A 13,852-nucleotide genomic window follows, 5' to 3' on the forward strand; every position below is an offset into this window, starting at 1 on the left:
TGTCAGGAGTCTTGCGAAACGCCCATGAGCGACCCACACGTTTCTTCCCCGTCGGCCCGCGTCGCCGCGCTGCAGATGGTCAGCACGCCGGAGCGCGACCGCAATCTGGCGCAAGCGGAGCAACTGATCGCGCAGGCCGCCGCCGACGGCGCACAGCTCGTGCTGCTGCCCGAATACTTCTGCTTCATGGGCTTCAAGGACACCGACAAACTGTCGATCCGCGAGCCGTATGGCGACGGCCCGATCCAGCGGTTTCTCGCCGACGCGGCGCGCCGCCACGGCGTGTGGATCATCGGCGGCACGCTGCCGATCACGGCGCCGGAACCGTCGCGGGTCCTCAACACGACGCTCGTGTTCGATCCGCAGGGCCGCGAAGCGGCACGCTACGACAAGATCCACCTGTTCAGCTTCGAAAAAGGCGACGAATCATTCGACGAAGCACGCACGATCCGTCCCGGCGATGCCGTCCGCACGTTCGACGCGCCGTTCGGCCGCGTCGGCCTGTCGGTCTGCTACGATTTGCGCTTTCCGGAGCTGTATCGCAAGCTGGGTGACTGCGCGCTGATCGTGGTGCCGTCCGCGTTCACCTACACCACCGGACGCGCGCACTGGGAAATGCTGTTGCGCGCCCGCGCGGTCGAGAACCAGTGCTACGTGCTCGCCGCCGCGCAGGGCGGCCACCACGAAAACGGTCGCCGCACGTGGGGACATAGCATGCTGATCGACCCGTGGGGCGAGATCGTCGCGGTGCGCGACGAAGGCGCCGGGGTCGTGGCCGGCACGCTCGAACGCGCGCGCATCGACGAAGTCCGCGCGAGCCTGCCCGCATGGCGTCACCGCGTGCTCGCATGAAGCGATTCCATCGAAGCCTTTGACGAAGCTATTGAAAGTACGGCCCATCCGATCCATCTTGATGAAACAGCCTGCGCCCGACATCCCGCTCAACCCCATGTATCGAACGGCATTTCGCGACGCTTCCGACACTCCCGACCCGACGACCCGACTCCATCGACCCACATACGCATGAACATCATCGAACCCGGCATCCGTAATCTCGCCACCGCGAAGGACGTCCTGCTGACGCCCTACGGCCTCGACGAAGCCGTGCTCACGCGCACGCTCGCGGAAATTTTCACCCATCGCATCGACTACGCGGACCTGTATTTCCAGGCGACCCGCAGCGAGGCATGGAGCCTCGAAGAAGGCATCGTCAAATCCGGCAGCTTCAGCATCGATCAGGGCGTCGGCGTGCGCGCCGTGTCCGGCGACCGCACCGCGTTCGCCTATTCGGACGACCTGTCGCCCGAGGCGATCCGCCAGGCTGCGATCGCGACCCGCTCGATCGCGAAGGCCGGCGGCGGCAAGCAGAAGGTGAAGGTCGCGTCGTCGCTGACCGGCGTCGCGGGCCGCAATCTGTATCTGCCATCCGACCCGCTGCATTCGCTCGACGCAACCGCCAAGGTGAAGCTGCTCGAACGCGTCGAGCAGATGGCACGCAGCCGCGATCCGCGCATCACGCAGGTGATGGCAGGGCTCGCCGGCGAATACGACGTCGTGCTGGTCGCGCGCAGCGATGGCGTGCTCGCGGCCGACGTCCGGCCGCTCGTGCGTGTGTCCGTGACGGTGATCGCCGAGCAGAACGGCCGCCGCGAGATCGGCAGCGGCGGCGGCGGCGGTCGCTTCGACTACGGCTACTTCACCGACGCCGTGCTATCGAAGTACGTCGACGACGCGGTGCATGCAGCTCTGGTCAATCTCGATGCGCGTCCTGCACCCGCCGGCGCAATGACCGTCGTGCTCGGACCGGGCTGGCCGGGCGTGCTGCTGCACGAGGCGATCGGCCACGGACTCGAAGGCGACTTCAACCGCAAGGGTTCATCCGCGTTCGCCGGCCAGATGGGCGAGCGGGTCGCGGCGAAGGGCGTCACGGTTGTCGACGACGGCACGCTACCGAACCGTCGCGGCTCGCTGAACATCGACGACGAAGGCAACCCCACGCAGTGCACGACGCTGATCGAGGACGGTATCCTCAAGGGCTACATCCAGGACACGCTGAACGCGCGCCTGATGAAGATGCCCGTCACCGGCAACGCGCGCCGCGAGTCGTACGCCGCGCTACCGATGCCGCGCATGACCAACACCTACATGCTGAATGGCGACCGCGACCCGAAGGAAATCATCGAGTCGGTGAAGAACGGGCTGTACGCGGTGAACTTCGGCGGCGGCCAGGTCGACATCACGAACGGCAAGTTCGTGTTCTCGGCGTCCGAGGCGTACATGATCGAGAACGGCAAGATCAGCTACCCGGTGAAGGGCGCGACGCTGATCGGCAGCGGCCCGGAATCGTTGAAGTACGTGACGATGATCGGCAACGACATGGCGCTCGACACCGGCGTCGGCGTGTGCGGCAAGGAAGGCCAGAGCGTGCCGGTCGGCGTCGGCCAGCCGACACTGCGTATCGAGAAAATGACGGTCGGCGGCACCGCTTAAGTCGCACAATCCGCACGTTTCTTGCATTGAATCAACGAAACGTGCGGATTTCCCGCATTTTTACGTGCCGCAGCTTGTCAGCCGTTCGATGCCGGGTTATAAAGCACGACACCCTTTTCCAGATCAGCGATCACTTTTAACGCCATGTCCGCCAGGTTTTATTTTTACTTCTTTTGGCATCTCAGACCGCTGGCGGATCGAGAGGGGTGACAGTGCACGTAAGGCACACGAAATTCCCGAAAAAACCGCCAGCGAGTCTGGCGGTTTTTTTTCGCCCTCGCCGTTTCCCTTTTTAAACCTGTTTAGCCTGACGAGTTTTCCGCCGCGGCCCGCCGCGCGAACACGCTACAAGCAAAACCCAGCAAAATCCTGGAGAAAAACCATGCCCCCGCACAACACCGACGATGTCCGCATCCGGGAACTGAAGGAACTCACGCCGCCGGCGCACCTGATCCGCGAATTCCCGTGCAATGAAACGGTGTCGAGCCTGATCTACAACGCACGCCAGTCGATGCACCGCATCCTGCACGGGATGGAAGACCGTCTGATCGTGATCGTCGGGCCGTGCTCGATTCACGACACGAAGGCCGCACTCGAATACGCGGGACGGCTCGTCGAACAACGCAAGCGCTTCGCGGGCGAACTCGAGATCGTGATGCGCGTGTATTTCGAAAAGCCGCGGACGACAGTGGGCTGGAAGGGTCTCATCAACGACCCGTTCATGGACAACAGCTTCAAGATCAACGACGGTCTGCGCACCGCGCGCGAACTGCTGCTGCATATCAACGAACTCGGTCTGCCCGCGGGCACCGAATACCTCGACATGATCAGCCCGCAATACATCGCCGACCTGATTTCGTGGGGGGCAATCGGCGCGCGTACGACCGAATCGCAGGTGCATCGCGAACTGGCGTCGGGGCTGTCGTGCCCGGTCGGGTTCAAGAACGGCACCGACGGCAACGTGAAGATTGCCGTCGATGCGATCAAGGCGGCGTCGCAGCCGCACCATTTCCTGTCGGTGACGAAGGGCGGCCACTCGGCAATCGTGTCGACGGCCGGCAACGAGGACTGCCACATCATCCTGCGCGGCGGCAAGACGCCGAACTACGACGCCGAAAGCGTCAACGTGGCCTGTGCGGACATCGGTAAGGCCGGTCTCGCGGCGCGTCTGATGATCGACGCGAGCCACGCGAACAGCTCGAAGAAGCATGAAAACCAGATTCCGGTGTGCGCGGACATCGGCCGGCAGATCGCCGGCGGCGACGAGCGGATCGTCGGCGTGATGGTCGAGTCGCATCTGGTCGCGGGACGCCAGGATCTGCAGGAAGGCTGCGCGCTTACGTACGGCCAGAGCGTCACCGATGCGTGCATCGGCTGGGACGACAGCATCGGGGTGCTCGAAGGTCTCGCGGACGCGGTGAAGCAGCGTCGGGTTGCGCGCGGCAGCGGTAATTGACCGGCTGCGGCTGCGGTCGGGTTTTGGGGCGTCGCATTGCTTCGTGAAGCCCCTCTAGCGGGAAGCCCTAACCCGCGCCGCGATCGTGACGCCACAGCACGTCGCTGCCGCCGTCCGCGCGGTTCAGCACGCGAGCCAGCACGAACAGCAGGTCCGACAGACGATTCACGTAGCGGCGTGGTGCCGCGTTGATCGTCTCCGATTCGCCGAGCGCAACGATGGTCCGCTCGGCTCGCCGGCACACGGTCCGGCAAACGTGTGCGAGCGCCGCCGCGCGCGATCCGGCCGGCAGGATGAACTCCTTGAGCGGCGGCAGCGTCGCGTTGTAGTCGGCGAGCCAGCCGTCGAGCCGCGCAAGATATGCATCCGAAATCACCGTATGGCCCGGTATGCAAAGCTCTCCGCCGAGATCGAACAGATCGTGCTGGACCGCGATCAACGCCGCGCGCACGTCGTCGGGCAACGGTTCGCCCAGCAGCACGCCAAGATTCGAATTCAGTTCGTCGACGTCGCCGATCGCCGCGATCCGCGCATCGTCCTTGCGCACGCGCCGGCCATCGCCGAGGCCGGTGCTGCCGTCGTCGCCGGTACGGGTGGCGATCTTGCTCAAGCGGTTGCCCATGATGAGTCCCGGTGGATTGCGGCCGGCGGCCGCCGTCGGCGCCGCGCGCCGGGTCGATGAATCGGTAAGTCGACAGGTTGCAGCCATTATAGGTGGCTGGGGATGACACCCGACACGATGCGCACGCCGCGCACGCGCCCACCGATCGCGGCGTAAAATGGCCCGATACGTTCAGACGGATACTTCCAGATATCCCGCCGCCATCAGGAGACATGCGTGAACCATCCCGTGCCGCCGGCATCCGTGCGCCGCCCCTTTCCCGAAGCCTTGCTCACCGCGCTGAAAGCCGCCTTCGGCGAACGCGTCTCGACCGCCGAAGCGGTGCGCACAAACCACGGCCGCGACGAATCGCCGTTCGATCCTCAGTTGCCCGACGCCGTCGTCTACGTCCGCACGACGGAAGACGTGCAGACGCTCGTCAAGCTGTGTGCGCAGCATGACACGCCGATCATTCCGTACGGCAACGGCTCGTCGCTCGAAGGCCATCTGCTGGCCGTGCAGGGCGGCGTGTCGATCGACCTCAGCGAAATGAACCACGTGCTGTCGATCAACGCGGAAGATCTCACCGTCACCGTCGAGCCCGGCATTTCGCGCAAGCAGCTGAACGAAGCGCTGCGCGACACGGGCCTGTTCTTCCCCATCGATCCGGGCGCCGACGCGAGCATCGGCGGGATGTCCGCGACGCGCGCATCGGGGACCAACGCCGTGCGTTACGGCACGATGCGCGAGAACGTACTGGGCCTGACCGTCGTGCTCGCGGACGGCCGCACGATCCATACCGGCACGCGCGCGCGCAAGTCGTCGGCGGGCTACGACCTCACGCGTCTGTTCGTCGGCTCCGAAGGCACGCTCGGCGTCATCACCGAAGTCACGCTGCGGCTCTATCCGCAGCCGGAGGCGGTGTCGGCGGCGGTGTGCGCGTTTCCATCGATGGGCGATGCGGTACGCGCGGTGATCGAAACGATCCAGATGGGTGTGCCGATCGCACGCGTCGAGTTCGTCGATGCGCTCGCGATCCGCTCGATCAACCGTCATGCGCATCTGACGCTGCGCGAAGCACCGACTCTGTTCTTCGAATTTCACGGCACCGAGGCGGGCGTGAAGGAGCAGGCCGAAATCGTGCAGGAGATCGCCGCACAGAACGCAGGCCAGGGCTTCGAATGGGCGACGCGGCCCGAAGACCGCAGCCGTCTGTGGAACGCGCGGCACAACGCGTACTTCGCGATGCTGCAACTGAAGCCCGGCTGCCGCGCGGTGACGACCGACGTCTGCGTGCCGATCTCGCGGCTCGCTGAATGCGTCGTCGAAACCGAGCAGGATCTGATCGCGTCGCCGCTGCCCTGCCCGATCGTCGGTCACGTCGGCGACGGCAACTTCCACGTCGCGATCCTGATCGACCCGAACAAACCGGAAGAATTCGCCGAAGCCGAACGGCTCAACCAGCGAATCGTGCAGCGCGCGCTGCGCATGGACGGCACCTGCACCGGCGAACACGGCGTCGGGTTGCACAAGATGAATTTCCTGCTCGAAGAACACGGCCCCGCTGCCGTGGATACGATGCGCTCGATCAAGCACGCGCTCGATCCGCGTAATCTGATGAACCCCGGCAAGATTTTCTCGTGGGTTGCCTGATGAGTCTGATGAGCTTAACGATACGGAGCGCCCGGACATGAAAGAGGTCGCCGCAGCCGAAGACCTGAACACCCCCGCCGAGCTGTCGGCCGACGTGCTCGCACAGCGTCAACGCGAAGTCGTGCAGGCGCTGATGGCCGTGCTGCCCACACATTGTTTGCTGTATCGCGAGGAAGACACGACCGCGTACGAATGCGATGGCCTCGCTGCGTATCGTCGTCTGCCGCTCGCGGTCGTACTGCCGGAAACGGAGTCGCAGGTGCAGCGCATCGTGCAGATCTGCAACCGGCTCGACGTGCCGATCGTGCCGCGCGGCGCCGGCACCGGGCTGTCGGGCGGCGCGATGCCGATACGGCATGGCATCGTCGTGTCGCTTGCGCGCTTCCGCAAGATCGTCGAAGTCGACTCGTATGCGCGCACGGCTACCGTGCAGCCCGGCGTGCGCAACCTCGCGATCTCCGAAGCGGCCGCACCGTACGGGCTCTACTACGCGCCCGATCCGTCGTCGCAGATCGCGTGCACGATCGGCGGCAACGTGTCGGAGAATTCGGGCGGCGTGCATTGCCTGAAGTACGGGTTGACGGTTCACAACGTGCTGCGCGTGCGCGCTGTGACGATGGAAGGCGAGGTCGTCGAATTCGGTTCGCTGAGTCCCGATGCACCCGGGCTCGATCTGCTCGCGGTGGTGATCGGCAGCGAAGGCATGTTCGCGATCGTCACCGAGGTCACCGTCAAGCTGATCCCGAAGCCGCAGACCGCGCAGGTGATCATGGCGAGCTTCGACGACGTCATCAAGGGCGGCGACGCGGTCGCCGAGATCATCGCGGCCGGCATCATTCCCGCAGGCCTCGAGATGATGGACAAGCCGGCGACGCGCGCGGTCGAAGGCTTCGTCAACGCCGGCTACGATCTCGACGCGGCCGCGATCCTGCTGTGCGAATCCGACGGCACGTCCGAGGAAGTCGCCGAAGAAGTGGTCCGGATGACCGCGGTGCTGCGCGAACACGGCGCTACGCGAATCCAGATTTCGCGCTCGGAAAGCGAGCGGCTGCGCTTCTGGTCGGGCCGCAAGAACGCATTCCCGGCGGCGGGCCGCATCTCGCCCGACTACTACTGCATGGACGGCACGGTGCCGCGCCGCAGCATCGGCCCGCTGCTCGCGCGCATCGAGACGATGGAAGGGAAATACCAGCTGCGCTGCATGAACGTGTTCCATGCGGGCGACGGCAACATGCATCCGCTGATCCTCTTCAACGGCAACGATCTCGACGAATGGCATCGCGCCGAGGCGTTCGGCGCGGACATCCTCGAGGCCTGCGTCGAACTCGGCGGCACGGTGACGGGTGAGCACGGCGTCGGCATCGAGAAGATCAATTCGATGTGCGTGCAGTTCTCGCCGGAGGAGCGCGACGCGTTTCACGCGGTCAAGCGCGCCTTCGATCCGGCCCGCCTGCTAAACCCCGACAAAGGCATCCCGACGCGCGCGCGCTGTGCCGAATACGGGAAGATGCACGTGCGCGGCGGCCTGCTGCCGCATCCCGACCTGCCCCGCTTCTAATGCTGCTTCTAATGCCGCTTCTGATGCCGTCCGCATGCCGGGCAACGCGGCTGTGCGCCATGCATGGCCGCTGTTTTCTCCCGCGTCCATGGTCCGCGGCCTAGGGGTCCGCTCCGGGTTGCCAGCACGGTCCCGCCCGGTACAATCAGACCAAATACAACGAAGCGACAACCAAGCAGGACACCATGGAAGAGGACGACATCGTCGCCAACTGGTCCGAGCGCATTCGCTCGGCTACCGCTGCGGGACGCGTGCTGCGCATCCGTGGCGGGGGCACCAAGGACTGGTACGGCCAGACGCTGGAAGGTGAAATCCTCGACACGCGCGCCCATCGCGGCATCGTTTCCTACGACCCCGCCGAACTCGTCATCACCGCGCGCGCCGGCACGCCGCTCCTCGAGATCGAAGCGGCGCTCGCGGAACACGACCAGATGCTGCCGTTCGAGCCGCCGCACTTCGGCGCGCAGGCGACCTTCGGCGGCTGCATCGCGGCCGGCATCGCGGGGCCGCGTCGCCCGGCCGTGGGCGCGGCGCGTGACTTCGTGCTCGGCGCGGTCGTGATGAACGGCCACGGCCAGGTGCTGCATTTCGGCGGGCAGGTCGTGAAGAATGTCGCCGGCTACGACGTATCGCGGCTGATGGCGGGCTCGCTCGGTACGCTTGCCCTGATCCTCGAGCTGTCGGTGAAGGTGCTGCCGCGCGCGAAGAGCGAAGCCACGCTGAAGTTCGACATGAACGGCACCGATGCGGTACGCAAGCTCAACGAATGGGGCGGCCGGCCACTACCGATCACTGCGAGCGCATGGCGCAACGGCACGCTCGCGCTGCGGCTCGGCGGCGCGGAGGCGGCCGTCAAAGCGGCGAAGTCGGCACTCGGCGGCGAAGTGGTCGACGCAGTCGAGGCCGAGCGCTTCTGGGCTGGCCTGCGCGAACAGACCGATCCGTTCTTCTCGGCGATCGCACCGAAGGCCGCGTTGTGGCGCCTCGCGCTGCCGACCATCACCGAGCCGCTGCAACTACCTGGTGCGCAACTGATGGAATGGGGCGGCGCACAGCGCTGGTGGATCACCGACACCGATGCGCAGACTGTACGCATGAGCGCGAAGCAGGCCGGCGGCCACGCGACCATCTTCCGCACCGGCCACGGCTACGACCGCAGCTCCGGCGTATTCACGCCGCTGCCCTCGCCGCTGATGAAAATCCACCGCGGCCTGAAGGCTGCGTTCGACCCGGCCCGCATCTTCAATCGCGGCCGGTTGTATCCCGATTTCTAAGGGACGCGATGCAGACGAACCTCGCGGACTTCATCCGCAATACACCGGAAGGCGACGAGGCCGACGCGATTCTGCGCAAATGCGTGCACTGCGGCTTCTGCACGGCGACCTGCCCGACGTATCAGCTGCTCGGCGACGAACTCGACGGTCCGCGCGGCCGCATCTACCTGATCAAGCAGATGGTGGAAGGCGCGCCCGTCACGCGCAGCACGCAGACTCACCTCGACCGCTGCCTCACGTGCCGCAGTTGCGAGACGACGTGCCCGTCCGGCGTGCAGTACGGACGGCTCGTCGAGATCGGTCGCAAGATCACCGAAGAGAAGATCCGGCGGCCGGTCGGCCAGCGCTTGATGCGCCGCATGCTGGCGAGCTTCGTACCGAACAGCGCGCTGTTCACGCCCGCGATGCGGCTCGGCCAGCACGTGCGCCGGCTGCTGCCGAAGAAGCTGCGCGACAAGGTGCCCGCGCGGCAACGCGCGCTCGAATGGCCCACCGCGACCCATCCGCGCAAGATGCTGATGCTCGCCGGCTGCGTGCAGCCTTCGATGATGCCGAACGTCAACATCGCGACAGCCCGCGTGCTCGACGCGCTCGGCGTGCAGACCGTCATCGCGCCGGAAGCGGGCTGCTGCGGCGCGATCCGCCTGCATCTCGGCTATCACGACGAAGCGCTCGACGACATCCGCGCGAACATCGACGCCTGGTGGCCGCACATCGAGCAAGGCGTGGAAGCGATCGTGATGAACGCGTCGGGCTGCGGCGTGACCGTGATGGAATACGCGCACCTGCTGCGCGACGACCCGGCGTACGCGGACAAGGCGCGGCGCATCGTCGAACTGACCCGCGACATCTCCGAAATCCTGCCCGACTTCGAAGAGCCGCTGACCGCGCTCACGCGACGCCGCGCGGTGCATACGGTCGCGTTCCATCCGCCGTGCACGCTGCAGCACGGCCAGCAGATACGCGGCAAGGTCGAGCATTTGCTGACCGCGCTCGGCATCGACGTGCGCCTGCCCGCCGACAGCCATCTGTGCTGTGGCTCCGCCGGCACCTACTCGCTCACGCAGCCCGCGCTGTCGTACACACTGCGCAACCAGAAGCTCGAGAAGCTGAACGCGCTCGAACCGCAGATGATCGTCTCGGCGAACGTCGGCTGCATCGCTCATCTGCAAAGCGGCACGTCGATGCCGGTCGCGCACTGGGTCGAACTCGTCGAGCACATGTTGTCAGCGTAACGGAGCTGCTTCGCCGCCGCCACCTGGCCGATCGGCCAGGTCGGCTGCGCACGCGGGTGTCCGTATAATCGGCTCATCGTCCTGCCGCGCTCCCTCTCCATGCCCGATCTCGTTCACAACCTCTCCGCCGTACAACAGCGCATCGCGCTCGCCGCGCAGGTGGCCGGCCGCGACCCACGCACGGTGACGCTGCTCGCGGTATCGAAAACCTTCCCCGCCGAGGACGTGCGCGCCGCCCATGCGGCTGGTCAGCGCGCGTTCGGCGAAAACTACGTGCAGGAAGCGCAGACCAAGCTCGATGCGCTGGCCGATCTGCGTGCGTCGCTCGAATGGCATTTCATCGGGCCGCTGCAGTCGAACAAGACGCGGCCCGTCGCGGAGCGGTTCGACTGGGTACATTCGGTCGACCGTCTGAAGATCGCGCAGCGGCTCTCCGAACAGCGGCCGGACGATCTGCCGCCGCTCAACGTGTGCCTGCAGGTGAACGTCAGCGGCGAAGCATCGAAGAGCGGCGTCGTGCCCGCGGAGGCGCTGGCCGTCGCTCAGGAAATCGTCGCGCTGCCGCGCTTGCGGCTACGCGGCCTGATGGCCATTCCGGAACCGGCGGGCGGCGTCGACGAACAGCGTGTGCCGCATCGCGCGCTGCGCGATCTGTTCGACAGCCTGCGCGCGCAGGGGCTGGAGCTCGATACGCTGTCGATGGGCATGTCAGGCGACCTCGAAGCCGCCGTGCTCGAAGGCTCGACGATGGTCCGCGTCGGCACCGCGATTTTCGGCGCACGCGATTACTCTCACTAGACACTCACCATCATCATGAAAATTGCCTTCATCGGCGGCGGCAACATGGCCGCCGCGCTCATCGGCGGTCTCGTCAAGCGCGGCACCGCGCCGGCCGATCTGTACGCCATCGATCCCAATGAGGACGCACGGGCGCGCGTCGCGCAGCAGTTCGGCGTCCGCACCGGCGCGTTGGCCGACGCGAGCCTCGCGTCATACGATGCAATCGTGCTCGCGGTGAAACCGCAGGTCGTCCGGAACGTCGCCGAAGCACTCGCGCCGTTTATCGGTGCGACGCAACTGGTAATCACGATCGTCGCCGGTATCCGTTCGGCGGACCTGTCGCGCTGGCTAAACGGTCATGCACGCATCGTGCGCACGATGCCGAACACGCCCGCGCTGATCGGCATGGGTGTGACCGGGCTCGTCGCGACATCGGGTGTCGACGAGGCAGGCCGCGAACTCGCGTCGCAGGTGCTGGGCGCGGTGGGCGATACGGTCTGGTTCGACGACGAAGCGAAGATCGACGCGGTGACCGCGATCTCGGGTAGCGGTCCCGCCTATGTGTTCTATTTCATCGAAGCGTTGCAGGAGGCCGCTCGTCAGTTGGGTATGGACGACGAACAGAGTCGCGCGCTCGCCGTGTCGACGTTCGCAGGGGCGGCCCAGCTCGCGGCGCAATCGACGGAATCGCTCGCGGTGCTGCGCGAGCGCGTGACGTCGAAGGGCGGCACCACGGCCGCGGCGCTCGCTGCGTTCGACGCGAAGGGCGTGAAGGACGCCATCGTGCGCGGCGCGCTGGCCGCGGATGCACGCGCGAAGGAAATGGGCGACGAATTCGGTAAGCAGTGAGCGGATGCTGCACTGATGCGCCGGCATCGTGTGCCGGCGTATGCGTCTTACCTCGTGTGCACCTGGTTCAGAGCGCAGCCACCGCGTAATGCGCGGCAATCCCCGCGAACAGCGCACCACCCAGCCAGTTGTTGTGCCGGAATGCAGCGAAGCACTGCATGCGGTCGCGGTCGCGAATCAGCCTGTAGTGGTAAATCGCGCACGCCAAGGCCGCCGCCCAGCCAAGCCAGAACAGCACACCGAAACCGAGCTTCACGGCGATGACCGCATAGATACCGAGCGTCCCTGCATAGCAGAGCATCACGGCCAGCACGTCGAAGCGGCCGAACGTCAGCGCCGACGTACGGATGCCGATCTTGATGTCGTCGTCGCGATCGACCATCGCGTACTCGGTGTCGTAGGCCACCGACCAGAACACGTTCGCGATCAGCATTGCCCACGCCAGCATCGGCACGTGACCCTGGATCGCGGCGAACGCCATCGGAATGCCAAAGCCGAATGCGATCCCGAGATACGCCTGCGGAATCGCGAAGAAGCGCTTCATGAACGGATACGAGCCAGCGACGAACAGCGCCACGACCGACAGTTCCTTCGTTAGCGTATTGAGCGGCAGGATCAGCAGGAATGCGAGCAGCGCCAGCCCGGTGGCAAGTGCGATCGCTTCCCACGCGGCGATCTTGCCCGAGGTCAGCGGACGGTCGGCGGTGCGCTTCACGTAGCGGTCGAAGTCGCGGTCCGCGTAGTCGTTGATCGCGCAGCCCGCCGAACGCATCAGCAGCGTGCCGACCACGAAGATCACGAGCAGTTGCAGCGACGGCTTTCCCCCTGACGCGATCCACAGCGCGTTGAGCGTCGGCCATAGCAGCAGCAGGCTGCCGATCGGCTTGTCCATGCGGACAAGGCGCAGATAAAGCGGGAGTCGGGCGAACATGGCGGTACGGATCGATACGATGCCGATATTCTAGAGCAGTGCGGCGTCAGGCCATCCGCTACGTGGCATGCAAGGTCACCTTCGTGTCGGTCCGCAGAAAAGAAAACAGCCCGGCAGGCAAAACCTGTCGGGCTGTTTCTGCAAACCTTTTGCAAGCCTTACCGATACGGGTCAGCGCCACATGGCGCAACCTGCGGACAATCTCACGCCAGCATCGAGCGCAACATCCACGCGGTCTTTTCGTGCGTCTGCATGCGCTGCGTCAACAGATCGGCGGTCGGCTCGTCGTGGGCCGATTCGGTCGCCGGGAAGATTTCGCGCGCCGTGCGCACGACCGCTTCCTGACCTTCGACCAGTTGGCGGATCATCTCTTCCGCAGCCGGCACGCCGTCCGCTTCGGGGATCGACGACAGCTTCGCGAATTCCTTGTAGCTGCCCGGCGCGGCCACGCCCAGAGCACGGATACGTTCGGCGATCGCGTCGACGGCCATCGAGAGTTCGGTGTACTGCGTCTCGAACATCAGGTGCAACGTGTTGAACATCGGACCCGTGACGTTCCAGTGAAAATTGTGCGTCTTCAGATACAGCGTGTACGTATCCGCCAGCAAACGCGACAGACCTTCAGCGATTTTCTTGCGGTCCTTGTCGCTGATGCCGATGTTGACGTGCGGTACAGAGGTTCCTTTTTTGGCCATGACGACTCCTTTGAAGAGTGATGCGAACCTGTCAGCGGCGCCGGGTTGCCGCAAGGGCAACCGGACGCTCGAACGCCCGACAGTGTAGCGTAGAAAGCCAGCGTTTCTATGCGTTGCGGCCCTGTGCCGCGGTCGTTCGGCGGCGTTGCGTCACGCGCCGAACAGGTGCTGCAGACCGTGCGCGAAGATCACCGCGAAGCCGCTGCCGACGACCGCGAGCCCGGTCAATTTCCGCACGAATGCGGCGCCTCGCAGGCGGTACGCGTGCTGCGCAAATGCGTTGCCACCAATGGTTGCCATCATCATCTGGATCATGATCGTTCTCCTTCG

The 13,852-nt window shown here is 65.4% G+C and carries 13 protein-coding genes; 9 read left to right on the forward strand and 4 right to left on the reverse strand.

The window, feature by feature from the left end:
- Positions 1-24 precede the first annotated feature (24 nt).
- The 3 genes from ACREXZ_RS16135 (at position 25) to aroG (ending at position 3,946) form a co-directional block, all read left to right on the forward strand.
- Positions 25-852, forward strand: coding sequence for a carbon-nitrogen hydrolase family protein (locus tag ACREXZ_RS16135; RefSeq protein ID WP_431765101.1), 828 nt, complete (start codon positions 25-27; stop codon positions 850-852).
- A gap of 171 nt (positions 853-1,023) precedes the next feature.
- Entirely contained in the window at positions 1,024-2,490 is a 1,467-nt protein-coding gene (gene tldD, locus ACREXZ_RS16140) for a metalloprotease TldD (protein WP_431765102.1), read from the forward strand.
- A gap of 382 nt (positions 2,491-2,872) precedes the next feature.
- Positions 2,873-3,946, forward strand: a complete 1,074-nt coding sequence (aroG, locus tag ACREXZ_RS16145) for a 3-deoxy-7-phosphoheptulonate synthase AroG (RefSeq protein ID WP_431765103.1) — start codon at positions 2,873-2,875, stop codon at positions 3,944-3,946.
- 67 nt (positions 3,947-4,013) lie between these two features.
- Here aroG and ACREXZ_RS16150 read toward each other — a convergent pair whose 3' ends face one another.
- Complete coding sequence (locus tag ACREXZ_RS16150) at positions 4,014-4,568, reverse strand: cob(I)yrinic acid a,c-diamide adenosyltransferase (RefSeq protein ID WP_431765104.1); 555 nt, start codon at positions 4,566-4,568, stop codon at positions 4,014-4,016.
- 216 nt (positions 4,569-4,784) lie between these two features.
- Here ACREXZ_RS16150 and ACREXZ_RS16155 point away from each other — a divergent pair, with 216 nt between their 5' ends.
- From ACREXZ_RS16155 to proC, 6 genes are all read left to right on the forward strand, one after another.
- A complete protein-coding gene (locus ACREXZ_RS16155; RefSeq protein WP_431765105.1) occupies positions 4,785-6,200 on the forward strand; it encodes an FAD-binding oxidoreductase in 1,416 nt (471 codons plus the stop codon).
- A gap of 64 nt (positions 6,201-6,264) precedes the next feature.
- Positions 6,265-7,758: an FAD-linked oxidase C-terminal domain-containing protein gene (locus ACREXZ_RS16160; RefSeq protein WP_431765198.1), complete on the forward strand. Its 1,494-nt coding sequence runs from the start codon at positions 6,265-6,267 to the stop codon at positions 7,756-7,758.
- Positions 7,759-7,943: 185 nt separating this feature from the next.
- Positions 7,944-9,032 (forward strand): glycolate oxidase subunit GlcE, encoded by a 1,089-nt coding sequence (gene glcE / locus ACREXZ_RS16165; protein WP_431765106.1) that lies wholly within the window; start codon positions 7,944-7,946, stop codon positions 9,030-9,032.
- An 8-nt stretch (positions 9,033-9,040) separates the two neighbouring features.
- Entirely contained in the window at positions 9,041-10,267 is a 1,227-nt protein-coding gene (gene glcF, locus ACREXZ_RS16170; RefSeq protein ID WP_431765107.1) for a glycolate oxidase subunit GlcF, read from the forward strand.
- 99 nt (positions 10,268-10,366) lie between these two features.
- Complete coding sequence (locus tag ACREXZ_RS16175; RefSeq protein WP_431765108.1) at positions 10,367-11,065, forward strand: YggS family pyridoxal phosphate-dependent enzyme; 699 nt, start codon at positions 10,367-10,369, stop codon at positions 11,063-11,065.
- A gap of 15 nt (positions 11,066-11,080) precedes the next feature.
- The gene (proC, locus tag ACREXZ_RS16180; protein ID WP_431765109.1) at positions 11,081-11,896 is read left to right on the forward strand and encodes a pyrroline-5-carboxylate reductase; all 816 of its coding nucleotides are present in this window, start codon (positions 11,081-11,083) and stop codon (positions 11,894-11,896) included.
- A 67-nt stretch (positions 11,897-11,963) separates the two neighbouring features.
- Here proC and ubiA read toward each other — a convergent pair whose 3' ends face one another.
- The 3 genes from ubiA to ACREXZ_RS16195 all read right to left on the reverse strand — a co-directional run bounded on the left by ubiA (position 11,964) and on the right by ACREXZ_RS16195 (position 13,837).
- Positions 11,964-12,827 (reverse strand): 4-hydroxybenzoate octaprenyltransferase, encoded by an 864-nt coding sequence (ubiA, locus tag ACREXZ_RS16185; RefSeq protein ID WP_431765110.1) that lies wholly within the window; start codon positions 12,825-12,827, stop codon positions 11,964-11,966.
- Positions 12,828-13,030: 203 nt separating this feature from the next.
- Entirely contained in the window at positions 13,031-13,522 is a 492-nt protein-coding gene (locus tag ACREXZ_RS16190) for a Dps family protein (RefSeq protein ID WP_431765111.1), read from the reverse strand.
- A 150-nt stretch (positions 13,523-13,672) separates the two neighbouring features.
- The gene (locus tag ACREXZ_RS16195) at positions 13,673-13,837 is read right to left on the reverse strand and encodes a hypothetical protein (protein ID WP_431765112.1); all 165 of its coding nucleotides are present in this window, start codon (positions 13,835-13,837) and stop codon (positions 13,673-13,675) included.
- Positions 13,838-13,852 lie beyond the last annotated feature (15 nt).

It is taken from the genome of Paraburkholderia sp. (assembly GCF_050742655.1).
Classification (GTDB): Bacteria; Pseudomonadota; Gammaproteobacteria; order Burkholderiales; family Burkholderiaceae; genus Paraburkholderia.